We start from the raw sequence: 25971 nt of genomic DNA, 5'->3' as shown, positions 1-25971 counted from the left end.
TTACCAACCTCCTTTGCTGGTGGCATAGATTTCTGTTTCAGCAGTCGTTTCAAATTCTTCTGGAAACAAAGCCAATGCACTCTTCATTGGATTTGCGACGGATTGGCCCAAACCACAAGCTGATAATCGCGTGACATGCGTGAGCATCTTTTCCAATCGCGGCAAATCACTAGCTGTTGCCTCGTTCCGATTAAATTTACTCAATAATTCCAAAATCCTAGTTGTTCCCAATCGACAAGGGGTGCATTTACCACAGGACTCATGAGCAAAAAAGGCCGCCACGTGTACTAAATAGTCCACAACATTGACTGAATCATCCATTACTACAATTGCGCCAGAGCCGACAGATAAATCATGCGCCCATAAATCTTCGTAAGAATACAAACAATCCCTTAACGTTGCGACAGCACCAATTGGACCGGATTGTCCACCGAAGTGAATAAATTTTAATGGTCGACCAGTTGCAGAGCCTCCGCCGTATTGCTCGCCATAAATTATTTCTTCTAATGGTGTTCCAAGGTTGACCTCGTATAAGCCCCGATTTTTAATATGTCCAGACAAACAAATTAGCTTTGTGCCGCCACCATCGGCAGTACCCATCTCTAAAAAGGCTTGTCCACCTTCTCGTAAAATTATAGGAACACTTGCAAATGATTCAACATTATTCACTAATGTTGGTTGCAAATATAAACCAACATCTGCTAAGTGTGGTGGTTTGACACGCGGCCGCCCCGTTTTTCCTTCAATTGAATTTAAAAGTGCTGAATTTTCCCCACAAATATAGGCGCCAGCACCAGAAATAATCGTAATATCATAATTGAATCCTTCAATTCCTAAAATGTTTTCCCCTAAAAAGCCAGCTTGTCGTGCATTATCGAGTGCTTCTTGAAATGTTTTTTGAATTCTGCGATATTCTCCTCGCATATAAATATAACCTGCTTTTGCTGAAAATAAATAGCCAGCAATAATCATTCCTTCAATCACACTCAATGGATCTTCAGATAAAAGTACTTTATCCTTAAAGGTCCCTGGTTCGCCTTCATCAGCATTACAAACAATGTACTTTGTGGTTCCTTTTGCATGATAAAGATGGCGCCATTTTTTTCCTAAAGGATAGGCTGCTCCACCGCGACCTCTTAAGTGCGCAATATCCAGTTCGTTTAAAATTTCTTCATCCGATAGTGAAATTGCTCTTTTTAAACCATCAAATCCATCGTATTTACAATATTCAGAAACATCGGTCGCAGATTGCATTTTCCCCATTCTCTCTAATAACATTGGTTGGTTTCTCTTAAGCATTGACTCACCTCCTACAATCCTTCATAGCAATCATTTTGTAAATGTTGAATTAATTGATAAATTTTCTCTTCTGTTAGTTGACTAAAAACGGTGTCCTTAATTTTAATTACTGGACCTAAATCACAAGCCCCGATACAAGGAATACTGTGATACATAAATAAGCCATCTGGTGTCGGCTGATTCTCTGGCACTTCTAAAATGGTTTCTAAAACCTCTGCAACCATCGCTCCACCAGTATAATGACACGGCGTACTGTTACAAATCTTCAAGACATACTTCGCTTGCGGTTCCGTCTTTAAAATGGCATAAAAACTGACGATTTCATAGACTCGCGCTTCCGTTAAATGTAGATGCTCTGCAACTAATTGAGCTGTTTCCTGATCGATATACCCTTCCTCTGAAGCAAATTGTAATTCAATTAAAATATTTAAAATTCGTTGTGGATCAGCATCGTTTTCTAGAATAATCGCTTCTTTTTCAATTAAGCTTAATGCACACATTCCTTTTTATTCCCCCTTTTTAGTGAAACTTGAAGTTGTTCTCCTTGATAATAGATACGCAATTCTTTTGGTATTTCAGCAGATAGTAAACAAAAATCGGCTTTATCTATGACTTTTTTTGCTGATTCTTTTTGACGATTCTGGTTATTCATCATAAGAAATAGTCCTGGCTGCACAACATTACGTAATGAATTTGATTCACAAATGATTAATGCTTGGGCCGGCACAGCTTTCAGAAATTGCTGAATGGCTTCCGCCAAATTTTCTTGAAAAACTTTCAATAGAAAAACTTTTTGACAACCTGCAGCTAATAATTTCATGGTATCTTTATTGCCAATCGTCTCTTGCTCTTCTACTAATTCATAACCAGCTGTAATACTGGTACAAATTCCGCATCCTTTTGTGCCTCGTTGACACACCCCTCGTTGACCACTAATCGTAATAATCTTCAAGCCATAAATTGGATAGACTTCTTGGTACTGTTTAATAAGGGCTTCGGCTAATGTCGTTTTGCCACTATTCCGACCAGTAGAACCAATTTGAATCATGTTTGGTACCTCAATTGCCATAGAGCTCCTCCGTCTGAATCGTTTTCTCAACTCTTGGTTTGACAGTTGCTGGTTTTGTCATAAAGATCAATGGTACGGCCATAAAAAGACTGCCCCCTACTGCATTGCCTAAAAATACCCATAATGTATTCTGCAAATAATCCCACCAACTGATTGTGGTACTTTGTGAAAAAATTGCCGCTGGAATAATAAATGCATTGGCGACCACGTGTTGAAACCCACAAACAACGAAAACCATGACAGGAAACCATAAGCCAAACATTTTACCTAAATATGATTTTGCCAACGCTCCGAGATAAACCGCTAAACAAACAAAAATATTACAGCCAATCCCTGAAACAAAAGCAACTAGCGGTGGATCAGCAATTTTCGCCTGAGCAACTGCGACTGTTTTATCCAGAAACGCACCTTCAGTTAACCCAACAATATGGCCAAATAAATACGCCACAAGAAATCCGCCTAGACAATTGGTCAATAAAACAACTAGCCAGTTATAACAAAGAGCGCCCACTCGAACCTTTTTCTGTAATACGCCTAATGTCATTACCATCATATTGCCTGTTGCTAACTCACCACCAACAAAAGTAAGCGCTGTCAATCCGACTGGAAATAAAGCTCCACCCAGAAAATTGTTAAAACTTCCCCATTCTGTGGGGGCGGTTCCAGTGATACGAATAAACGCCAAGTAACCTAGTGCAATACAAAAACCAGCCATGATACCTAAAATACAGAGTCGAACAAACGATAATTTCCCTTTCATTTTTGCCTTATCACCTAAGCTTGCAACTATTTCTTCACTACTGAAAAAATCCATTACGATTCCTCCTTTTTATCGATACCACTGAGACAATTCTTCTTTTCGATTGACATTTTTAAGTTGATTCTCTTTTGATAGTTGCACCGTTTTTACAGATAGATGCTCAAATTCTTGCCGAATCTGATAGTTATTTTGCGCAAGCTGTTTTTGAAATGTTGGTAAACAAGAACATCGATAAAAGCCAAATAATGGTTCTTGACGACCTTCAAAGTCAAAGATTGTTACTTGATTTTGTCCACGCTTAGAGGCTAACTGATACACAAGTTTAGGAGAAAAAGTTGGTATATCACAGGCAATTACAAACACTTCAGCTTTCTGAGTATAGTTCATTGCTGTCACAATCCCACCTAATGGCCCCTTTCCAAGATACATATCTTGAATGATTGTGCATTTTCTAAACGCCTTAGGAAATTTTTGACTATCATTCGTTACTAAAATAACCTCTTCGAACAGTTCCATTAACTTTTCAGCTGTTTGCAAGATCACGTATTGCCCTTGAATTTTCAATAATGCTTTATCAAATCCCATCCGTGAACTTTTCCCGCCGCATAACAGCACTGCTGTACAATCAGCAATAATTTTCGCCACCCCTTTACCATAATTTTTGTTAGTTCAAAAAAATATTTTTTTAGTCATGTATTAAGTCTATTATAAGACATCCCTCGTACAAGTCAATTCCTTTTAAAAAAAAAGAACGAGAAAAAGAGCGACTCTTTTTCTCGTTCTACCTTATTCATCTGTTTGACGTTTTATTTCTTCAATCTCAATGCGTAATGATTTTCGTTTCTCAATGGCGACATAAACCAAGCCAATCAAAAAGGGTAACACAAAACTACCAAATCGATACAGTAAAACAGATGCTACAGCATCAACATTGCCGACCAATGGTTTAAACAACAATAAGTAAACAAATTCAAATGGACCAATGCCAGCAGGTGTCGGAATAACTCCTGAAAGAATAACAGCAAAACTGGTAAAGGACATCACTAATAATAAATCAATATTCGGGTGATTTTCTACTAAAACAATGTAAGGAATAATGTACCAAAATAATAATTTAAATACATTCCATGAAAAGATTCGAAGCAACGCTGAGCGATCTTGTGTAATTGTTTGGACAGCTGCCCGCAAGGAATAGATTTGTAAATTACAATTATCCACCCAATCTCTTAGTTTTGGTCGTTTAAACCAACGATTGGCAAACTTAACCAATAAAACTTGCAACTTTAAGCTACTAGATAAAATAAGTAATGCTGCAATTATTACTAATGTTAAAATAACACCTGCTAAAATGAATGGAATCATCTTAGGCGCATTTTCATAAAACAGGGAAAATTGAATAATCAAACCAATAATTGCTAAAAAAATCACGGCTGCTTTGTACATAATCATATGTAATGCCGTTATCCCCACACTTTTAGAAACAGGAATTCCCTTTTTCTTATAAAAATAAATTTCTGAAAGCAAGGTTCCCGTGCCAAATGAAATAATTCGATAAAATGCTACATAACAAGAAGTAAAAAAACCATCCACTGTTGTAAAGTCTTTGTTAAAATAACGAGCTATTTCCTTGATTGAGCGCCCTTCTGCAAATTGATAAACTACTCCAAAAAAAATAACAGCAATCAGCACCAGCCAACTCGTTTCCATCAGTTGAGCAAAAATATCACTTAATGAATTATCCATGACATAAAAGATTACGCCTAAAACGATAATCATTAACAACATATTTAAGCCAATTTTTACTTTTCCTTTCATCGCTTCTCCTTTTTTGTTCTTACTTAAACGTTAGATAGATGCAACTAATCATCGCGATTACGCCAATTGAATAACACAATGCAAAAACTGGTTTTTGGGTTTTATGATGAAATTTCTTTTGTCCCATTAGCCCACCTAGACCGCCACCGACAAGTCCTATCGTCAATAAGCGGCGTTCTGGAATACGCCAGTTCCCACGTTTTGCTTGTTTTTTATCATAACCCATCATACTAAACAATACTAAATTAATGACGAGGAAATAAATGATTACTATCCACTGAAGCATTCTTTCTGGCCTCCTAACTAGTTACTGTACTAGGATACCTTGTTCTGATTCTAATTGCAAAAAATTTTTCAATGACTCATGAAACTACAACAGGAAAGTAAGTTCTCGGTTGCCCGTTTTCTTACTTTCCTATTGAGTGTCTCATTTATTTTGCATTTAATTCAGCAATTTTAATAATCACATTGGTCGCTTTTTCCATGGCTTGTAATGAAACAAATTCAAAACGGCCATGCATATTTTCGCCACCAGCAAAGATATTTGGTGTTGGAATCCCTAAATAAGAAATTTTTGAGCCATCCGTTCCACCGCGAACAGGTTCAATAATTGGTTGAATTGACAATTCTTCCATTGCTTGTTTAGCAATTTCGACAATGGACATATCTTTTTCAATCACTTCTCGCATATTATAGTATTGATCAAATAAATCAACTTTGATTCGTTCTTCATCAAATGGTGCATTCAATGTTTGCTGAATTTCTTTAATTTTAGCTTTACGTGCTTCAAAAATCTCGCGATTGTGATCGCGAATAATATACGTCATTGTAGCTTCTTCTGGCGTTCCAGCAAACACTGCTAAATGATAAAAGCCTTCTTCACCTGCTGTTTTTTCTGGAACTTCGTCAGCAGGTAAGGCATTATGGAAATCAATTCCTAATTGTAACGCATTAATCATTGTATTTTTTGCTGTTCCTGGATGAACGTTTTTCCCTTGAATTGTAATTTCTGCTTGCGCCGCATTAAACGTTTCAAATTGTAATTCACCTACTGGTCCGCCATCCATTGTATAAGCAAAATCCACGTTAAATTGAGCGACATCAAATTTGTCGGCACCTACACCAATTTCTTCGTCGGGACCGAAAGCCACACGAATGGTGCCATGTTTAATTTCTGGGTGATTAATTAAATATTCCATGGCTGTCATTATTTCCGCAATACCTGATTTATCATCAGCTCCTAATAAAGTGGTACCATCGGTTGTAATAAGTGTTTCACCACGATAATTTTTTAAGTTAGGAAAGTCTTTCGTGTTTAAAGTGAATTTGCCTTCTTTATCTAAAGGAATCGTTGATTCTCCGTCATAGTTCTCAACAATTTGCGGAGAAACATTCACTGCATTAAAATCAGCGGTATCCATATGGGCAATAAAGCCGATTGAACGAACGTCTTTCTCCACGTTACTAGGTAACGTAGCAATCACAAAACCATTTGTTTCGTTATAAATAACATCGTTCATCCCTAATTCTTCTAATTCTTTTTTTAAGGTTTGTGCAAAGGCTACTTGTGTTTGTGTTGATGGTGTCGTTGTGCTTGTTGCATCTGAGCGTGTTTCTGTTTTCACATAGCGTAAAAAACGAGGTAATAAATTTTCATACATAAAAGAACACTCCTTTAATCTTCATTTTTTTATTTAAAACGAAATGGGTTGGTATTCGCTTCTGATTCAAAAATGGATACAGCCCACTCATTTTCTTGTTTCCATTGATTCATTAATTCCACAAGTTTTGGCTTACAAAGCGCTTCAATGTAATGACCAGGATCGATGACTGGTAAATCTTCAGCAATCATGTCATGTGCCGTATGATAATACACATCACCAGTAATATAGACATCGGCTTGTTTACGTAATGCATCATGATAGAACTTTTCACCACTTCCACCACAAATGGCTACCCGTTGAATCATTTTAGTATCATCTTTTGCAATGACCCGCAAGCCATCCAATTGGAAAGCTTCCTTGACTTGCTGTACAAAATCAGAGAATCTCACAGGCTTGTCTAATACTCCAACCCGACCTAAACCAAATTCTTTTGATTGATTTTCAATGGTATAAACATCATACGCCGGTTCTTCATAAGGATGCGCCTGTAACATAGCTGCAAGAACTTGTTCTTGCTTAGTTTCAGGGAAAATCACTTCGATTTTTGCTTCTTGGACGACACTTTCTTGACCAATTTCGCCAATCGTGGGATTTGCTCCTTGTGTTGGTGTAAAACGTCCTGTTCCAATTAAAGAGTAACTTGTTTTAGAATAATCACCTTGAGACCCGGCGCCAGCTAGACCTAAAGCTTCTCTCATTTGCGGAGCTTCATCAATTGGCACAAAAACGGCTAATTTTTTATAAGGAACAGTATGTGTTTTAGTTAAAAAGGTGGTCTGTTTAATTCCCAATAATTCACAAAACCAATCATTTAGCCCATTGTCAATAATATCCATATTAGTATGCGCTGCGTAAACAGCAATATCGTGTTTTAATAAATCAGCGTACATTTTTTCTTGAAAATTATCTGTGGTTAATCGCTTAACTGGGCGGAAAATAGGTGGGTGTTTCGCAATAATTAAATCAACCTGCTTCTCAATTGCTTCTGCAACGACCTCAGGACGAACATCTAAGGTAACCATCACATTTTCAATTGGTTTATCTAACGTACCAATGTGCAAGCCCACAGGATCTCCCGTTTCAGCTAGCCACTCGGGACAATAGTCATTGAAACGTCGAATCAATGTCTTACCGTTCACAGCCATTGGCCAGCACCTCCTCAATTAATTGTTGGTCTTGCTGTAGTTTCGCTTGTTTTTCAATATGTTCTCCACTTGCTTTTGCTAGTTGTGCAAGAACAGTTTTGCGCTGTTTTAATTCTCGTTGCCATTTTTTAGTAAAAACCGGTCCTTGTTTTTTAATTAAAACTGGCCCAAATAGTAATTCTTGGTCCGTATAAGAAACGGATTGCTCTGTTTTTTCAGCTACGATAATTTCATACAACTTACGGTTTTCTTCCACTATTGTTTCATCAATAATACTGTAGTCATTTGCCATTAACCAGCGGCGTAAAGTTGGTTCACCAATATTCGGTTGTAAAACAAGGCGTTCCTTCCCTGTTAAACGATTTTTTTTGCGTCCAGCTTCTAAAATATCTCGGATTAATGTGCCGCCCATTCCACAAATACTAATGACGTCTATTTGATCTTCAGGTTCAATTGCATCTAGCCCGTTCGCTAAACGTACGATAATTTTATCCGTCAAATTGGATTTACTGACTTGGGTTTTGGCAGATTGATAAGGGCCTTCCACCACTTCCCCAGCCACAGCAAAAGACAGTTTATTTTCTAACATTAAAGCAACTGGTAAATAAGCATGGTCTGAACCAATGTCTGCTAAGCGACTTCCTCTAGGGATTAAATCACCAACCGTTGCGAGACGTTTTGATAATTGATTTTCATTCATATTTTTGATTCCTCCGTTGCTTATTATACCATTGTCAATTGAAGATGAAAACTTACACATTCGTGCAATCTACTGTTTTCTCTCCCTAATCACTTATAAAAAAGAACCCCCTTCAAAATCAATTTCATAACTTTGAAGAGGGCTGTCATTATTGCTATAAAGAGCATTCTCCTTATATTAATAATAGGGAAAACATTTTTAATTAGGCATTTGCCAACCAGTTTTCAACTTCTGCTAAGGCATCCGCAATCCCTGCTGGATTTTTCCCACCAGCTTGAGCCATATCAGGACGACCACCGCCGCCACCGCCAACTTTTGGCGCAATTGCTTTGATTAAGTCACCGGCTTTTAAGCCTTTTCCGTTCATGTCTTTTGTCATAGCCGCTAACAAGCTTACTTTTTCATCTTGTGCAGTTGCTAGAACTAGTACATCAGACAATTCTTTTTGTTTCCATTGGTCAGCCAATTGGCGTAATTGATTCATGTCTTTAACATTGACTTGAGCGGCAATATAACGAACACCGTTGACGTCTTTGACATCTTTAAAAATGTCACCAGCTTGTTGGTTCGCTAATTTGCCAGCCAATTGTTCGTTTTCTTTTTGTAGATCACGTAATTGTTGTTGCAATTGCTCTGTTTTCGTAACCGCTTCTTTTAATTGAGGTGATTTAACTAGTGTAGCAATCTCTTTCAATTGACGTTCTTCTTCTTGTAAAAGTTGATACGCTTCTTTACTCGTCACTGCCTCAATACGGCGTACTCCTGCACCAATCCCAGATTCAGAAACAATTTTGAAAATCCCGATATCTTCTGTATTAGCAACATGTGTTCCACCACATAATTCGATAGAGTAATCCCCAATATTAACTACACGGACTTCTTTGCCATATTTTTCGCCAAATAACGCCATTGCGCCCATGTTTTTCGCTGTATCAATATCTGTTTCAATTGTGACAACAGGAATAGCTTCCCAGATTTTTTCGTTAACGATGGCTTCCATCCGCGCTAGTTCTTCTGATGTAACTTGCCCAAAATGAGTAAAGTCAAAACGTAGATGTCCTGGTGCAACTAATGAGCCTGCTTGGTTGGCATGCTCCCCTAACACATCTTTTAAAGCACGATGCAATAAATGGGTTGCCGTATGGTTTTTCAAAATACGTGTCCGCATCCGTTCGTCCACTTGCAATTGATAAATTTGACCTTCTGCTAATGGCGCCAAAACTTCTACTTTGTGTAAAAATTGACCGTTTGGTGCTTTTTTCACATCCACCACGTTGGCAACGACTTCCCCTGCGGTATTTTTTACATAGCCGCGGTCAGCAATTTGTCCACCCATTTCAGCATAAAATGGTGTTTCAGCAAAAATTAATTCGGCTGTTCCTGCAGATGCTTCATTTACTAGTGCGTCACCTTGAATAATAACAAATAATTCACTATCATGTGTTAATTCTGTATAGCCAACAAATTTACTTTCTACTTTAATATCTGTTAATAAAGCAGATTGAACACCCATTGAAGTTTCTTTACTGCGGGCAGAACGAGCACGTTCACGCTGTGCTTCCATTTCTGTTTCAAACCCAGCATGGTCGACTTTCAAGCCTTCATCTTCTGCAACTTCTTCCGTTAATTCTACGGGGAAGCCAAAAGTATCATAAAGTTTGAAGATAATTTTTCCATCTAATGTATCGCCTTTTGCATCTTTAACTTCTTTAATAACCTCATTTAACATGCTTAAACCTTCATTGATGGTTTCATGGAAACGTTCTTCCTCTGTCCGAACCACTTTTTCGATGAAGTCTTTTTGTTGTAATACTTCTGGATAGTAGCTTACCATGATTTCGCCAACAACAGGCACTAATTTGTATAAAAAGGCTTCATTAATGCCTAATTTTTTCCCGTGCATTACCGCACGACGTAATAAACGACGTAACACATAGCCACGACCTTCATTTGAAGGAAGCGCACCATCACCAATTGCAAAGGATAAAGCACGAATATGGTCAGCAATCACTTTAAAGGAAACATCCGTTTGTGGTGCATCTCCATATTTCACGTTAGTTCCTAAAGCTTCTACCGCATGAATGATTGGCATAAATAAATCAGTTTCAAAATTTGTTGGTGCATCTTGAATGATAGATACAACACGTTCCAAGCCCATGCCCGTATCAATGTTTTTATGTGGTAATGGTTCGTACGTATCTTCTGGTGTATGGTTAAATTCAGAGAACACTAAGTTCCAAATTTCTAAATAGCGTTCATTTTCGCCACCAGGATAATTTTCTGGATCATCTTCTGGAATATCTAAAAATTCTTCGCCGCGATCATAAAAGATTTCCGTATCCGGACCACTAGGACCAGCACCGATATCCCAGAAGTTATCTTCTACATCAATAATATGGTCTTCAGATAAACCAACTTCATCACGCCAAATGCGTTTTGCTTCTGTATCTTTCGGATAAACAGTCACATATAATTTTTCTGGGTCAAAAGCAAGCCATTCAGCACCAGTTAAAAATTCCCAGGCCCAGTGAATCGCTTCATTTTTAAAATAATCTCCAATTGAGAAGTTCCCTAACATTTCAAACATTGTATGATGACGAGCCGTTTTCCCAACATTCTCAATATCATTTGTACGAATAGATTTTTGAGCATTCGTAATTCTTGGATTTTCTGGCACAACAGAGCCATCAAAATATTTTTTCAAGGTTGCAACACCAGAGTTAATCCATAATAATGTCGGATCGTTTACTGGTACTAAAGAAGCACTTGGTTCTACTGAATGTCCTTTAGACTTAAAGAAGTCTAAATACATTTGACGAACTTGACTACTTGTTAATTCTTTCATTGATTTTCCTACTTTCTATTAATAATTAACTATTTATGTTTTGTACCCTCTTAAGCGGCAGACTGTGAACACAAAAAACACCATTGCAGTCAAGGACGATTGCTCGCGGTACCACCTTGATTGCAATGATGTTGGATCATTACCTCTTAAGCTCTATAACGCAGAGTCGCGTTGATATTTCTATCAAGTCCATCTAAAGGGAGCAAGTAAATTTATCTGATGCCCTTCTCTCAGCAATGAACGGCTTTCTGTGATCAAAATAAGATTCCTCATATCCTTTAGCTTATAGTCAAAAGTATAAGAAAGATCTGCTAAAAAGTCAATTGTTTTCGTAGGAATCTTTCCTTACTGAGCTGTTTCAAATAACGTTTGCTCTAAATAAGGCAAAATTTGTTCATTTATTTGATACCCTTTTCCCCAAGAGGTTGTAATAATCTCTTCGTTCATACCTGCATCACTAAATTTTTGTTTCACTCGTTTACATACGAAAGACAGCTGCGATTTTGTAGAAGCATCTGGTTCTTTCTGCCAAAGCAAGCGACAAATTTGATCACGATCCAACCCTTCGTGGGCATGCTGATACAAGATTTTTAAAAAGCGTTGCTCGTTTTTTGTAAAGCGAATCTTTTTTACTTGGTCATCAAGTAGCTCGGCTGTGACTTCGGCAAAACTTTGATCGACAGTGTCAATTTTTTCACGAATATCTTCCAATGAATCTTTGAGGCCTAACCACCGGATAATACCTCTTTCCTGCCAAATCTCCGCTTCACGTTTATTACACATCGATTGTGAACGTCGATAAATCGGCTTCTCTAACGATGAAAGACTTCCTAATAATCTCAAGCAATCGTTCTGAGATAGTGTTTCGCTTAATACAATTGCATCAAAATAATTAAAAAAAGTTAACTCATGTTCTATAGTTTCTTCACAGCAGTTCGTACAAAAGACTTCATAATTTAAATGTTGTGATTGCTGCTGAAATGTTTGCTCAACTAAAATGTTCTTTGTTAATACCAAAATCCTTCTCATTTCTTCTTTCCTCCTAGAACTCTTTCTGCTACCAATAACTAAACGCACCAATCAAAATACGTTACCAAATCGCGTGTTTTCTCCATCGATTGGTTAATAAACACCTTTTTATCTTCATCTCTCTTCGCTCCTTTATTCTTTATTTTGGTGGTTATTTATATTATATTAGAAAATGATTTTTTTTGTGTGTAAAATTTTTTTATCCTCCGTAAAAAAAAATGAATTTCCTTTAATATCAACTAATAAAGCTGATTTTTTAACAAAAAAAGTGCCGAAACTTCCTACTTTTTGCTAAAACACGCCAAAAATTCTGTAATTTTATTATTTTTTTCTCGAGAAAACATCAAAATGTTGATGTTTAACACTAACATTTTGATGTTTTCGACAAAAATCTTTACAATTAATCGGTAATTTTCTCTACTTTTAACGATAACTACTTTTAAAAAAGAGTTATTTTAAAAGTGACTTAAATATTTATCATATAAAAAGTAAGGGACTAAAATCTTTACGATTCTAGTCCCTTACTTTTTATAATCCACAACGTTTTTAGTTAGAAGAATTCTTTTTTGCTTTCCTAGCAGAACGATCTTTTTGACGACGTTCAATTTTACGTTTTTTCTTATTGCTGTCTTCAATTGCCCAATTAATTTTTTTCTTGTATCCTGGTTTAATTTTTTTCTTTTTCTTTTTCACTAAACCAATTAACGTTGGGTCTAATTCTTCTCGAGATTTTTCTCGTTTTGTTCGACGATTACGATCATACGTCTCTACAATCTCACCATTTTTAATTTCTTTTGGTTTGAAAGAAACACCTAACTGCTCAATCTGAGTAATCGCTTCATCATCTGCTGGTGAATATAATGTTATGGCAGTCCCATTCAATCCATTACGTCCTGTGCGGCCAACCCGATGGATAAAGAAGTCCAATTCATGTGGAACTTCTGCATTGATGACATGTGAAACCCCTTCAATATCAATCCCACGTGCGGCTAAATCAGTAGCTACTACATATTGGTAGTCAAGATTTTGAACTTGACGCATCACACGTTTTCTTTCGCGTGGTGTAATGTCTCCATGAATTTTGGCAACTTTTAGGCCCTGATCTTTTAAGTAATCGGTGATTTCATCAACTCTTTGTTTAGTATTTGCAAAAACAATCGCTAAATAAGGATGCCCGATAGTCAATAATTGATAAATTATTTGATTGCTGTTTTTTCCTTTGGTGGAAATCAACCAATTGTCAATTGTTTCTGAAATAACTGCTTTTGGTTTGATATGTTCAATCACTGGATTTTCTAAATATTTTTTTAAAAATGGTCGTAATTTTTCTGGAATGGTTGCAGAAAAAACGAGCATTTGTAATTTTTCTGGCAAACGACCCGCAATTTGATCGACTTCTGCTAAAAAGCCCATATCTAATGTCATGTCTGCTTCATCGACAACAAAGGCAAAAGCCGTATGCACTTTCAAGGCTTGTTCATTCATCATATCTAAAATACGCCCTGGTGTACCAATCACCACATGAGGTTGCTGATGCTTTAATTTATTTAATTGACGTTGTTTATCTGTTCCGCCAACAAAATTTGACACTCGAATTTCTGGTTGACTGAAACGAGCCAGTTGCTGCGCTTCTTGATAAATTTGATTGGCTAATTCACGACTAGGCGCAGTAATCACAATTTGTACTTCGTCGATAGTTGGCTTAACTTTATCCATTAATGGAAGTAAAAAAGTATGCGTCTTTCCACTTCCTGTTTGCGATTGTCCAATGACACTTTTCCCTTTCTTAATGATTGGGATTAATTTTTCTTGGACTTCTGTTGGTTCTTCAAACCCTTTTTCTGCGAGTGCTTCGTTGATAAAAGGTTGAAATTGAAATTGTTTAAATGAAGGCACTTGCCTCACCTCTTCTCGTTAAATTCTTTATGCACTTTGGCATTATAACACAAAAACAACTTTTACTCACCTGCTGATTCCTTTGTTTTCGCAACTTCTAATGTACTGACTGTATAAGTATGGCTGGCTTTTTCATAAAACAAACGCCGTTTTTTACGAATCAAGGTTAACAAAACGTTGATCAAAAACAGTAAATATAAAATTAAACAGAACAAATACAGAAGCAGTGACACCATTTGCAACATCCGATTAGAAGAATTCAATAAATCAGTGGCATTGGCTAGATAAATACTAATTAAACCATACACAAAATACAAATAACCGTAGCGAACAAACAAGGCTTTTAAACGAATTTTTTCATGTCCTGTTTCAACCACCCGAATGCGAACAACTTTTTTCCCTAACGTTTGACCATTTGTCAGTTTCATCATGACGATAAAGACCGCAAACACCATGATAAAGAACCACATCCGATCTGAAAAAATCGGATAATTGGTTGCCCAATTTTTATAAGCTGGAATGAAATTTAGTCCAAAAACGAGCAGGCCTTGCACAAAGCCAATCACCAACCAATCAATCCCCCATGCAAAGAAACGTCTCAACAGGCTAACTGTCTGCCCTTTTTCATAAGAGGTGGCATCAATTTCTTCTCGTGTTGGCAATAAAAAGGTAAAGAGTGGCGTCAACCAATAACCGACCATGCCTCCGACGGTATTATTAATTAAATCATTGACATCCGCCAAGCGATACGAACGTGGATAAATAAAATAAAGGCCAGATAACTGTGTTAATTCAAAAAATAATGACAATAAAAAACTCGCAAGAACTGTTTTTAAAAATGAACATTTGAAATAATACCGTAAATACACACCAAAAGGTAAAACTAATAAAACATTAAACAGTGGTTCTAAAACGGCATGTTGTTTTAATGCTGGCAAATACGTACTAGGATCTTTGATCGAAAAAACAGTTTCGTTTAAAATCCCTGAAATAAAATGAAAAGGCCGCAGTTCCATTGTTGGTCCTGTGTATTGAGCCACTTCTGCTCGAGATGGCAACGGTAAAATTACCAAGAAATAGGCACATAATAAATAAAAAACAAATGAATACAAAATCATTGCTCGTGTCCAAACAAATGAACCATATTTGCGGTATTCATAGATTAATAATGCCCCAGAAATAAAAAATGCTAGAAACGGGAAAATAATGATTGCCCATTTAATTGGTTCGCTATATACTGCCATAAAAATCCCTCCAAGATAAACAATTTCAAGTATGAATGCCTCAATAACACTATACTTGTTTCTAAAAAAATGTACCAACAATAAATTTTATTTTGCAAATCCTCTCCTTTGCAGTATCATTAAGAAAAAGGAGGACGTTCTCATGTTACAGCCATATTTTGCGTTTGGAGTACCGCTATTCTTACTTGTGCTCTACTTACTCTTTGCACTGATTCACCGTCAAACAACGATTCATTATTTACGGTTTATTTTGTTACTTATTTCAACATTTCTCATGGTTTTTAGTTTCCAAGTATTGCAAGAATCATGGACCATCAACCCTGAAACGTTAAAAGATGCCGCTTATTCTCCGCAATGGTTATGGATTCCTTTAGGTATCGGGTTAATCCTCACACTTTACAACGCTTGGCACGGCCTTCGTACAATGATAAAATACAAGACCGATAAACATTAGTAAGAGTCTAGGACGATGGTTGTGTCCTAGACTCTTACTGTCTCATCATTCAAATGAAATTTAATTTTTCTTAACAAACTCTGATTTTAACTTCATTGGACCAAAGCCATCTACCTTACAATCGATGTTATGATCACCTTCCACTAAACGAATGTTTTTCACTTTTGTGCCTTGTTTAATTGCGCCACTGGCACCTTTAACTTTCAAATCTTTGATTACAGTAACACTGTCACCATCCGCTAAAAGATTGCCATTTGAATCCTTAACTACTAAGCCTTCTTCTGCAACTTCTTCTGTTGGTGACCATTCATGACCGCATTCTGGACAAATAAATAATCCGCGATCTTCATAGGCATATGCCGACCCACATTCAGGGCAGTTTGGTAATTGCTCTGTCATTAACGTTCTCCTTTGTAAAAAATAATTCTTTTTCATTTTACCTTATTTTCTAGTGAATGAAAAGTAGTCCTAATGATTTATCAACGTCCGATAACTACTTTCTAATTACTTATTTATTTTTGCGCCCACTCTTGGCAAGCTGCTTGGATTTCTTGGTAAATCACTTCAATTTCAGCCGCATCACGTGCATTAGCGCCACTTGCCAAAGGATGGCCGCCGCCATGATGTTTTTTAGCAATTGTATTAATGATTGGCCCTTTGGAACGTAACCGAACGCGATAATAACCTTCCGGCTGTTCAACAAAGATTGCCCATGAGAGAACATCTTCAATTTTTCCTGGCATTGAAACAATGGCTGCCGTTTCAGAATCGACAATATCATAACTGTTTAAAATACTTTGTGGTAAAACGACACGAGCAGCGCCATTTGCGTCGATTTCTAAATTTTGATAAATATAACCCGCTAATTTAGCAACCTTTAAAGGCATTTGGTCTAACTCACGATTTAAGTCTGCGGCATTAAAGTTAAACGTACGCAATTGCGCAGCGACAGCGAGTGTATGCGCCGAAGTGGAAGGATAAAGAAAACGTCCTGTATCCCCCACAATCCCAGCATACAATAAACGAGCTGCATTATCTGTCATCGTTAATTCTGCTAAATGCTGTTGCCAAAAATCAACAATAATTTCACTACAACTACTTGCATTTGTATTCACCCAAACTAAATCTCCATAAGGTTCATCATTCGGATGATGATCGATTTTAATTAATTGATCGCCTAAAGAAAAACGCGCATCACTAATTCGTGGAGCATTTGCAGTATCTGTTACAATGACTAATGCACCTCGATAGACATCGTCAGTAATAACGTCCATTTCAGCTAAAAACTCTAAGCCTTCCACTGGTCCGCCTACTTGATAAATATTTTTTTCAGGAAAGCTCGCTCTTAAGAGTTCTGCTAACCCAACCTGTGAGCCAATTGCATCTGGATCCGGCCTTTGATGTCTATGAATAATAATTGTTTCATATTGTTTAATTGCTGCCATAATTTCTTTTACTACGTCCATTCTTTGTAGCCTCCTACGTTCTCTCCATCACTTGGCAAACAACAATTGCTTTTGCCACAATGACATTTTCTAAATAAACTTCAATATCTAATTTTGCAGAGCGACGACCAATTTCTAAAATCCGTGGACGAATGTCCAATTCACTTTCCAACTGGATTAGCCGCAAATAATGTAGATTCACTTGTTCAATTAGTACATTTCTTTTTTGATTCATCAACATTGTTCGTTGTGTCACGTTAGAAATAATTTCACTTAGGACACCGAACGAGATAGTACCAACACTGTTAACCATTTGGGGCGCAACCGAAAAACGAAAACGGGTTGTTTCTTTGCCATTTTCTTCAACAGGCATCACTTCCCCGGAAATTTGATCTGAAATTGTATCTGCAATTTGTGGTTGTCGTTGCACCAATTGCATAGCTTTCATCACATCTTGGCGAGAAACAATCCCAACAAGCGCTAAATCATCTTCCACCACCGGCATGACTTCTAGACCATCCCAAATCATTTGATGACTGACACTCGCTACACTCATCATCTTTTTCACAACATTGGGGTCCTTTGTCATGACTTTATCCACGGTTAAATGTTCACTTTTACCAATGACATCTTTGGCTGTGACAATCCCCACTAAACGTAATTTCTTATTTACTACTGGGAAACGAGAATGATGGGTACTTTCAGATAATGCCTGATAATCTGCAATCGTTTGAGTTGTCAACAAATAATTGGTTTTTTCAAGCGCTGTATAAATATCACTGACGAGTAAAATGTCTTTTTTAATCAGCTGATCACTTAAAGCACGGTTAATCATAGTAGCCACAGTAAATGTATCGTATGTGGTTCTCAAGACAGGCATACCCAGACGATCTGCTAACTGCGCAATCTCTTCAGATGTTTCAAATCCACCTGTAATTAAAACGGCTGCCCCATTTTCTAAAGCAAGCTTTTGCACACCTTGGCGGTTACCAACAATCATTAAAGAGCCTGGAGTAATATATCGCGTCATCGCGGTTTCTGTCATCGCACCAATTACAAATTTATTAAGGTCTTTGTCTAGACCAGAGCTACCGCCTAACACATCCCCTTCAATAATCCGGACCACTTCACCAAATGTTAATTTTTCAATATGTTTTTTTAACTTCCGCTCAATTCGTATCGTACCAACACGTTGAATGGTAGAAACAAGCCCAATATTTTCTGCATCTTTGATGGCCCGATACGCTGTTCCTTCACTAACACTTAAACTTTTGGCAATGCTTCGAACAGAGATTCGATCGCCAATTGGTAATTCTTCAATATGTTTTAAAATTTGATCATGTTTCGTCGCCATAATTTCCTCCTAAACTAGGATCGTCTCTCCTGGGTTTAATACTTTCCCGCCAACTACTTGCTCTACGAATATTGCTGGATTTTGTTGGATAACAGGAAAGGTATTGTAATGAATTGGAATTGTTATTTCGGGATTTAAGTAAGAGACTGCTTCTAGCGCATCCTCTGGTCCCATCGTGTAATTATCGCCAATTGGTAAGAACGCTACATCAATGGATTTGTCTTTTGCAAAAAGGCGCATATCTGAAAACAACGCCGTATCACCAGCGTGATAAATTTTTTTATCTTCTGCTTCTAAAATAATCCCACTTGCTTCGCCCATGTAGGTCATTACGCCGTCTATTTCATAACCGGAACTATGCAAAGCTGGCACAAATTTAACCGAACCAAAAGGAAAGACATAACGCCCACCTAGATTCATTCCATGCGCTTTTACCCCTTGCGACTGTGCATACGTAGCCACTTCAGCTATCGCAATAATCGTTGCCTTGTTGGCTTGAGCAATTGCTAGCATATCGCCAATATGATCGCTGTGTCCGTGGGTGATTAAGATGTAATCAGGGTGTAAATCTTCAAGTGAAACGTCCGCTAAAGGATTGCCATTAATAAAAGGATCAAATAAAAGGTTCGTGCCGTCGTTTAGACGAATTTCAATACATGAATGTCCATGTCCTATCAGTTCCATTTGTATTCCTCCTACGGTATTTTCTACACACTCTTATGATAATTAATCGTCAAATTCATTCTTAAAAGTAGTACAGTTTAGTACAGTTTACTTTCTTTATTGTAACAGAGAATTAGAAATATACAATCGCATTTGCTTATTTTCTTAGCTAGTAAAGAAACAGACGAGAAAAATCATGAATCTTTCTCGTCTGTTTCTTTTTACTTATTTGGTTGTTTTCCGAAAACGTAAAATCGTTAATATAAAGGCCGCCACACATAATAGAAAGGCGACAAAAAAGGTTTCACGCATTCCCACAATAAATATATCTGGGCGATTAGCCAGATACGTGGTTACTCGTTCACCATAGGCTTCGCTCATACCACGATATAAAATGGTCGTTGACAACGCAATCCCAATGACCATTCCTAAGTTTCTAGCAAAAGAATTCATACTTCCTGCTACACCTAAATCTTGCTTTTCAACACTGCTCATAACCATTGTATTGTTTGGAGACTGGAAAAGTGCATTTCCCAAGCCCATAATGGCTGTTGCAATCACATAATACCAGATAGGCGAATTCATATCTAAAAACATATACATTAACGACGTACAGCACAAGAGCAACAATCCGCCAAATGTTAAAATACCTGGGCCAATTTTATCCGTCAAATAGCCACTCAGAGGAGCCCCAACCACCATTAATAACGGAAATACCATCATTAATAGACCAGCATAACTAGCACTTAGTTTGCGTGCATCCTGCAAATAAAATGGAATGACAACATTTACAAAAAAGTTTGAGGCAAAAATTAAAACGGCGGACAATAAACTTAAAGTAAAAATTTTGTTTTTAAAAATTGCGAACTTAATAAGTGGGCTTTTTCTTTTTCGTTCAACCATTATAAATAATCCTAATGCGATTACTGCAATAATGAACAATAAATAGGATTGTAACGAGCCAAACCCGCTCTCTTGTCCGAGGAAAATCCCGCCGAAGAACGTCATAATCGCAATGGCAATACAAGCAAATCCTGAAAAATCGATTTTTTCTTTTGTTTTTGTAATATCTTTTGGTAGAAACTTTTCGCCAATTAAAATTGTAACTAGCCCCACAGGAACATTAATCCAAAAAATATACGACCAAGAAAAGTTTGATAAGATCAATCCACCAATCCCAGGACCAGCAATCGCGCCTAAAGAGACAAAGGCACCTACTGCACCGAGCGCCCGCCCTCTTTCATTTAAAGGGAATACTTCCGTAATAATTCCTGAATTGGTCGCCATGGTCATGCTAGCACCAATACTTTGAACGACTCGCGCAAATAATAGAAAGCTCAGCGATTGATTAAAGCCACAAAGTAACGAACCAATCGTAAAAATAACCGTGCCAATTCGATAAACTTTTATTTTTCCAAAACTGTCGCCAATTTTTCCAAATAATAATAAACAAGCACAGACAACCATTAAATAAATAGATACGACCCATTCCGCTTGATTCATGGGTACGGACATTTCTTTTGAAATAGTCGGTAAAGCAATATTTACAATGCTGGAATCTAATGTAGACATGAAGGTAAACATAGCCACAGAAACTAAGATCCACCAACGATTTTTCTGCACTTCAGAATCCTCTTGGTAACTTTTAATTTTCTCCATTGATTCATCCCCTCTCGCTCCAAAACAGTTTACTTACTAATAATAACTCTATTTCTTCTTTTTTTCATCGGAAATTTTCTAAAAAATCACTCATGAGATGTTCACCTTCTTATTACACGCTCGCAATTGACAACCATTCGCTTTTACGCTAATTTAAAATTAGCAAACGGAAAACACAAGGAGGACTTGAAATGACCTTAATTTCTCGCATTAAACAATTAGCTCAGTCAAGGCAACTAACCCTCGCCCAATTAGAAAGAAACGTCGGCATTTCCAATGGACAAATTCGTCGTTGGGATACCTCTTCGCCTAAAGTAGAGAATCTTTTAAAAATAGCAGACTATTTTTCTGTCTCCTTGGACTATTTAATGGGCCGCACCCAACAAACAGAGATTAATCATCAGGCACCTATGACAAGCACACAAAAAGAGTTACATATTCACATTACTACGGAAGAGTTAACAGAAGAAGAAATTACTCAGTTAGAGGAAGAAGCAAATCGTTTCTTGCGGTTCCGTAAATTTGAAATGACAAATTCTTAAAGAACGTTCACTTCTCCTAGTCATTGATAGCAAAAACTAGAACCTAAACAAAAAAACCACCACGACCGTCGTCTGTGGTGGAAATGAAGGTTGTTATTTACTCTTGGTAGGAGTAAGTATGAAAAAACCAATTCGGGATAATTGGCATAACGTAAGTATAGTGGTTTGTGCCTTTTTTATCATGAGTTTCAGCTATATTTTTTATAAAACTTTTATTAGAACACCATTAACAGTCCTTTATTTAGATTATTTAAAGCGTTTTCTTTTATTGAACATATTGTTTTAAACATTCGATTTCCTGTGCTACACTTACTTTTAGAAGGGGGATTTTATTATGGCAAATCAAAAAAAAGATAGCTTATCAACATTATTTTCTGAAGAAGTTCATGGACCGTTTGTTACTTTCTTGTTTAACACCCATGTCGCTCATCAAAACGTAGAAAAAGATTCGCTTGTTTTGAAAAATTTTGCAAAAGCGGCAAAAACACGCTTTGAAAAAAAATTTCCTGAGGAAAAATGGGCTGTTTTCCAAGAAAAAATTGACGCACTTCTAGCTGATGCTTCCTTCTGGCGCAACGGCACAGCAAGTGTTTCAATCATCTTATCTCCAGAAAACACCTTTGTTCAACGATTAGATGTGCCCGTTGACGATCAATATTACGTGGACACGATCCCTTATTTACTTGGACTAGTCAAAGACAAACAATTTAACTACCATTATTACCTACTTGCTCTAAATCGCGATTCAATGAAACTTTACAAAGTCGATCATACGACTGTGACTCCTGTTGAATTGCCTAAAGACGCGCCAACAGACGTGGTCACAGCTTTAGGTGATGAATTAACAGGTGGTAATTTAAACTTTTCAACTCAAGGTAGTTCTAACGGTTCTAAAGAAGGTGTCGCTTATCATAGCATCAATACTAAAGATAAAGAAGTTGAAATTGATTGGGTGAACTACTATCAAGCAGTCGATACTTTCTTAAAAGATCAACTGGATAATCCTGAAAAATTACCGCTTTATCTTTATGCTTTACCAGAAAACCAAACACTCTTTAAAAAGATTGCTAAAAATCCTTATTATGATTGCTCAATTTCAGTTGCTGCTTCACCTGCACAAGCAACCATTCAAGATATCCGCAGCGCTAGTGAAAAAATAGCTGCAGAGTTAACAGAAAAAGAAACAGCTTCTTATAACAAATTACTAGATCGTAAATTCTTAGATCAATTTACAGATATTTCGCCAGCGGCAGCTGACGGCAAAATTTCCCATCTTTTTATTGCAACGTCACTCTTTGTTACTGAAAACAATGAAATGTCATCTGAAGAGTACGATCGCCGCAAACTTTTAAACACCATTGCTTACCAAGTCATTCAAAACGGCGGTCAAGTTTTTGTTTTAGACCAAAAAGCTGCACCAGATGAAAAGTCTTTAGCGGCTATCCTCCGTTATTAAAAACAGGCAAAAAGCCCATTGTAAGAAAGCGCCTTACAATGGGCTTTTTTTCTGAGACTTATTGAAACAGCACTATAACAGCCTTATCTTCACTTTCTAGTTTTTAAAAAACATCCGATAAAAAAGAAAATAAGGTTATCGCTATACAAAAACCAGTTAGTATGCTATAGTAATAGATGTAGTTTTTGTTCGGTAATATGGGTAGCTGTTTCAAATAAACATCTTCCACATTTTTCACCTTTCAAGTAATTGCAAAATATGAATGTGTTATAACACACATCTAGGAGGATATTTATTATGGAAACAGGTACAGTAAAATGGTTTAACTCAGACAAAGGCTTTGGCTTCATCACTGCAGAAAACGGAAACGATGTATTCGTACATTTCTCAGCTATCCAAGGTGACGGCTTCAAAACTTTAGAAGAAGGTCAAGCAGTAACTTTCGAAATCGAAGAAGGTCAACGTGGCCCTCAAGCAACTAACGTTACTAAAGCTTAATTAAACAATACTGACTCAAAAACCTGACGTTAATCGTCAGGTTTTTTTTATAAAAAAAAGAACAAGAAAACTTTCTGAAACTAAGTGCTTCCTCTATTTTTTTTGAAGAGTTTTCGTTATACTGAAGAGGAAAAATGTTTTAAAGGAGTTTATTTATGCAATTTTATGGTGATTTAACCTTTTTAGGTGTTTATTTATTGGGTCTCTTTTTCATTCCCTCGTGGCGGAAAAAGAAAAAAGAACACGATTGGTTGCCGTGGATGTTTGGCTGGACTGTCTTTATGTTCTTCTCATATGTTTTATATTTAGAAATCATTCGTGGCACAGCCTTCTTTTTAATTCCCATTGCTTTTTTTGGCTTGTTTGCGCTCTTCTACTTCAAAGAAAAAAGGCGTTTACTGAATGGAACATTATTTAATATTTTTCTTGTGGTTCTAGCGACTTATTTAGGGATTACTGCGATTCGTACAAACAACTACTTTCTAATCACCTTAGCAATTATTGCCCTGCTGGCAATTTTTATCGCTTTGGCTTTAGGACTCTATGCCTTAATTATTTTCCTCTATTGGAATGCGGTCGTTGTTATGAGAAAAGAAGGTCGGTCTCTAGGGAACTTGTTGACGTTGTTGCTGGCAATTGGCTTAACATTACTATTAATTTATAATTTCTTTTTTCAATCGTTGTTACCAACGTGGCTCTCCTTACCATTAACTATTGCGCCATTTATTTTGACTTATTTCGCGTTTGTTTTTTATAATTTTTTAACTGTTTCTACGTTGTATCAATTTAATCAGCCAAAATATACACAGGATTATATTGTTGTGTTAGGTTCGGGGTTAATCAATGGTGAGATTGTGCCGCCGTTATTGCAAGCCCGCATCAACAAAGCCATTCAATTTTACAAGGCTCAAAATCGCGCAACGTTAAACCCACCAAAAATCGTCATGTCTGGTGGCCAAGGCCCTGATGAATTACTTCCTGAAAGTGTCGCGATGAAAATGTATGCTTTGACACAAGGTATTCCTGATGATGATATTTTAGTAGAAGCTCATTCAAAAAACACACTAGAAAATATGCGTTTTTCCAAAGAAACAATGATTGAGGATTTTGGAAATGCTAATTTCCAAGCCATTTTTACTACAAACAATTATCACCTTTTCCGAGCGGGTCTTTTCGCTCGAATGGCTGGCTTAAAAGCTGATGGCATTGGTGCAAAAACCGCTTTTTATTTTTTACCTAACGCGTTTATTCGAGAGTTCATCGCCATTGTAGTGATGTACAAACGCCGCCATATTATTGTTTGCGGCCTAGCTGCCATCGGTATGGTTATGTTATTCTTAACAGGATTGATTATTCAGTAAAGAAGGAGTTTCCCCTATGAGTTTGTATCAAAAATTTATTCAAAATGAACGTTTGCGACGTTTTTGCGTCCTTGCTTTGATTATTTTTGTGCTTTATTTATCCAGAAGTATGATTACAACAATTCTTTTAACATTTATCTTTACCTATTTAGCTGTTCGTTTGGTCCATTTTGTTCAACGCTATATGAAAATCCCGACGATTGTCATCGTTCTCTTAACCTATGCATTGGTTGTTTTTCTAATCTATTTAGCGATTACTAAATATGTTCCCGTTCTAGTTAACCAAACGACTCAAATGATTAATTCTGTAGTTGATTTTTATCAAAGTCCACATACAGATACAAATCAAGTATTGCAATTTATTGATCAATACTTGGAAAAATCTAACTTACTCTCTCAACTCCAGAATGGTGCTTCAATGATTTTACGCTACATTCAAGATATTGGCGCTGTCGGCTTATCATTTGTCATGTCCTTTATTTTAAGTTTCTTCTTTATGATTGAGAAGAAGCAAATGGCTGATTTTTCTAAGTTATTTTTAAAAAGTGATTTTGATTGGTTTTTTCAGGATATCTATTATTTTGCCAACAAGTTCGTCAACACATTTGGTGTCGTAATGGAAGCTCAGTTTTTCATTGCTGTGGTGAATACAGTCATTACTACCTTGGCCTTGGCGATAATCGGCTTTACTCAGTTACCTAGTTTAGCCATTATGATCTTCATTTTGAGCTTAGTCCCAGTTGCTGGTGTGATTATTTCCTGCATTCCGCTAAGTTTCATCGCTTATTCCCAAGGTGGCTTGAACGATGTGATTTATATCTTAGCTTTAATTACAATCGTTCATTTATTTGAATCTTACGTGCTAAATCCTAAATTCATGTCTAGTAAAACAGAGTTACCAATCTTTTATACGTTTGTCATTTTATTAGTTAGTGAGCGTCTCTTTGGTGTATGGGGACTTATTGTAGGAATCCCTGTGTTCACTTTCTTCTTAGATGTCTTAAAAGTAAAACCAATTCGTGGCCTGAAACGTCTACCTAATGTGAAAAAAAATAGTTCAGCAGAATAATTTC

Annotated in this window: 25 protein-coding genes; 6 read left to right on the top strand and 19 right to left on the bottom strand. The window is 36.9% G+C overall.

Translation table 11 applies throughout. From position 1 onward, the window contains the following. The 14 genes from IGJ63_RS05705 to IGJ63_RS05640 form a co-directional block, all read right to left on the bottom strand. The gene (locus IGJ63_RS05705; RefSeq protein ID WP_016615780.1) at positions 1–1299 is read right to left on the bottom strand and encodes a complex I 51 kDa subunit family protein; all 1299 of its coding nucleotides are present in this window, start codon (positions 1297–1299) and stop codon (positions 1–3) included. An 11-nt stretch (positions 1300–1310) separates the two neighbouring features. Next, positions 1311–1799, bottom strand: coding sequence for an NADH-quinone oxidoreductase subunit NuoE family protein (locus tag IGJ63_RS05700; protein ID WP_002357722.1), 489 nt, complete (start codon positions 1797–1799; stop codon positions 1311–1313). Next, the gene (locus tag IGJ63_RS05695) at positions 1787–2368 is read right to left on the bottom strand and encodes a hypothetical protein (protein WP_002363879.1); all 582 of its coding nucleotides are present in this window, start codon (positions 2366–2368) and stop codon (positions 1787–1789) included. Before IGJ63_RS05695 ends, IGJ63_RS05700 begins: the two co-directional genes overlap by 13 nt. Beyond that, on the bottom strand, positions 2358–3182 hold the full coding sequence (locus IGJ63_RS05690; protein WP_438746073.1) for a formate/nitrite transporter family protein: 825 nt from the start codon (positions 3180–3182) through the stop codon (positions 2358–2360). Before IGJ63_RS05690 ends, IGJ63_RS05695 begins: the two co-directional genes overlap by 11 nt. A 15-nt stretch (positions 3183–3197) precedes the next feature. Then, complete coding sequence (gene mobA / locus IGJ63_RS05685; RefSeq protein WP_002361748.1) at positions 3198–3773, bottom strand: molybdenum cofactor guanylyltransferase; 576 nt, start codon at positions 3771–3773, stop codon at positions 3198–3200. A gap of 141 nt (positions 3774–3914) precedes the next feature. Continuing rightward, positions 3915–4943 (bottom strand): lysylphosphatidylglycerol synthase transmembrane domain-containing protein, encoded by a 1029-nt coding sequence (locus IGJ63_RS05680; RefSeq protein ID WP_002360426.1) that lies wholly within the window; start codon positions 4941–4943, stop codon positions 3915–3917. A gap of 19 nt (positions 4944–4962) precedes the next feature. Then, on the bottom strand, positions 4963–5229 hold the full coding sequence (locus IGJ63_RS05675) for a DUF1294 domain-containing protein (protein WP_002360427.1): 267 nt from the start codon (positions 5227–5229) through the stop codon (positions 4963–4965). Positions 5230–5374: 145 nt separating this feature from the next. Further along, positions 5375–6604, bottom strand: a complete 1230-nt coding sequence (gene pepT, locus IGJ63_RS05670) for a peptidase T (RefSeq protein ID WP_438746071.1) — start codon at positions 6602–6604, stop codon at positions 5375–5377. 29 nt (positions 6605–6633) lie between these two features. Continuing rightward, positions 6634–7752 carry a Nif3-like dinuclear metal center hexameric protein gene (locus IGJ63_RS05665; protein WP_002369477.1) on the bottom strand — a complete coding sequence of 373 codons (1119 nt, stop codon included), beginning with the start codon at positions 7750–7752 and terminating at the stop codon, positions 6634–6636. Continuing rightward, complete coding sequence (locus IGJ63_RS05660; protein WP_002357733.1) at positions 7736–8452, bottom strand: tRNA (adenine(22)-N(1))-methyltransferase; 717 nt, start codon at positions 8450–8452, stop codon at positions 7736–7738. The genes IGJ63_RS05665 and IGJ63_RS05660 overlap by 17 nt, the downstream gene beginning before the upstream one ends. A 202-nt stretch (positions 8453–8654) precedes the next feature. Beyond that, the gene (alaS, locus tag IGJ63_RS05655; RefSeq protein WP_438746069.1) at positions 8655–11297 is read right to left on the bottom strand and encodes an alanine--tRNA ligase; all 2643 of its coding nucleotides are present in this window, start codon (positions 11295–11297) and stop codon (positions 8655–8657) included. A 345-nt stretch (positions 11298–11642) separates the two neighbouring features. Continuing rightward, entirely contained in the window at positions 11643–12326 is a 684-nt protein-coding gene (locus IGJ63_RS05650; protein WP_438746067.1) for a helix-turn-helix domain-containing protein, read from the bottom strand. Positions 12327–12872: 546 nt separating this feature from the next. Further along, positions 12873–14231: a DEAD/DEAH box helicase gene (locus tag IGJ63_RS05645; RefSeq protein ID WP_002385937.1), complete on the bottom strand. Its 1359-nt coding sequence runs from the start codon at positions 14229–14231 to the stop codon at positions 12873–12875. Positions 14232–14284: 53 nt separating this feature from the next. Continuing rightward, positions 14285–15466, bottom strand: coding sequence for a VanZ family protein (locus tag IGJ63_RS05640; RefSeq protein ID WP_010707619.1), 1182 nt, complete (start codon positions 15464–15466; stop codon positions 14285–14287). A 55-nt stretch (positions 15467–15521) separates the two neighbouring features. On the opposite strand from IGJ63_RS05640, the gene IGJ63_RS05635 reads away from it, so the two are divergent. Then, complete coding sequence (locus IGJ63_RS05635; RefSeq protein WP_002382283.1) at positions 15522–15920, top strand: hypothetical protein; 399 nt, start codon at positions 15522–15524, stop codon at positions 15918–15920. 60 nt (positions 15921–15980) lie between these two features. Here IGJ63_RS05635 and IGJ63_RS05630 read toward each other — a convergent pair whose 3' ends face one another. The 5 genes from IGJ63_RS05630 to IGJ63_RS05610 form a co-directional block, all read right to left on the bottom strand. Next, positions 15981–16319 carry a zinc ribbon domain-containing protein YjdM gene (locus tag IGJ63_RS05630; RefSeq protein WP_002357741.1) on the bottom strand — a complete coding sequence of 113 codons (339 nt, stop codon included), beginning with the start codon at positions 16317–16319 and terminating at the stop codon, positions 15981–15983. A gap of 113 nt (positions 16320–16432) precedes the next feature. Beyond that, positions 16433–17386, bottom strand: coding sequence for a DHH family phosphoesterase (locus IGJ63_RS05625; protein WP_002357742.1), 954 nt, complete (start codon positions 17384–17386; stop codon positions 16433–16435). Positions 17387–17399: 13 nt separating this feature from the next. Then, positions 17400–18719, bottom strand: a complete 1320-nt coding sequence (locus tag IGJ63_RS05620) for a DRTGG domain-containing protein (RefSeq protein ID WP_284955109.1) — start codon at positions 18717–18719, stop codon at positions 17400–17402. A 9-nt stretch (positions 18720–18728) separates the two neighbouring features. Continuing rightward, a complete protein-coding gene (locus IGJ63_RS05615; RefSeq protein WP_002361745.1) occupies positions 18729–19403 on the bottom strand; it encodes a metal-dependent hydrolase in 675 nt (224 codons plus the stop codon). Between the two features lie 204 nt (positions 19404–19607). Next, positions 19608–21041 (bottom strand): MFS transporter, encoded by a 1434-nt coding sequence (locus tag IGJ63_RS05610; protein WP_002357746.1) that lies wholly within the window; start codon positions 21039–21041, stop codon positions 19608–19610. A 191-nt stretch (positions 21042–21232) separates the two neighbouring features. On the opposite strand from IGJ63_RS05610, the gene IGJ63_RS05605 reads away from it, so the two are divergent. From IGJ63_RS05605 to IGJ63_RS05585, 5 genes are all read left to right on the top strand, one after another. After that, on the top strand, positions 21233–21583 hold the full coding sequence (locus IGJ63_RS05605) for a helix-turn-helix domain-containing protein (RefSeq protein ID WP_002365589.1): 351 nt from the start codon (positions 21233–21235) through the stop codon (positions 21581–21583). 334 nt (positions 21584–21917) lie between these two features. Beyond that, the gene (locus IGJ63_RS05600; protein ID WP_002357749.1) at positions 21918–23039 is read left to right on the top strand and encodes a baeRF6 domain-containing protein; all 1122 of its coding nucleotides are present in this window, start codon (positions 21918–21920) and stop codon (positions 23037–23039) included. A 297-nt stretch (positions 23040–23336) separates the two neighbouring features. Then, a complete protein-coding gene (locus IGJ63_RS05595) occupies positions 23337–23537 on the top strand; it encodes a cold-shock protein (protein ID WP_002357750.1) in 201 nt (66 codons plus the stop codon). A gap of 155 nt (positions 23538–23692) precedes the next feature. Then, positions 23693–24898, top strand: coding sequence for a YdcF family protein (locus tag IGJ63_RS05590; RefSeq protein ID WP_002382277.1), 1206 nt, complete (start codon positions 23693–23695; stop codon positions 24896–24898). Between the two features lie 16 nt (positions 24899–24914). Next, positions 24915–25967, top strand: coding sequence for an AI-2E family transporter (locus IGJ63_RS05585; protein ID WP_002357754.1), 1053 nt, complete (start codon positions 24915–24917; stop codon positions 25965–25967). Positions 25968–25971: the final 4 nt, after the last annotated feature.

The organism is Enterococcus sp. DIV1375a (assembly GCF_051712205.1).
Classification (GTDB): domain Bacteria; phylum Bacillota; class Bacilli; order Lactobacillales; family Enterococcaceae; genus Enterococcus; species Enterococcus faecalis.
The sequence above is the reverse complement of the archived record's forward strand: the minus strand, read 5'-3'. Positions and strand labels throughout refer to the sequence as shown.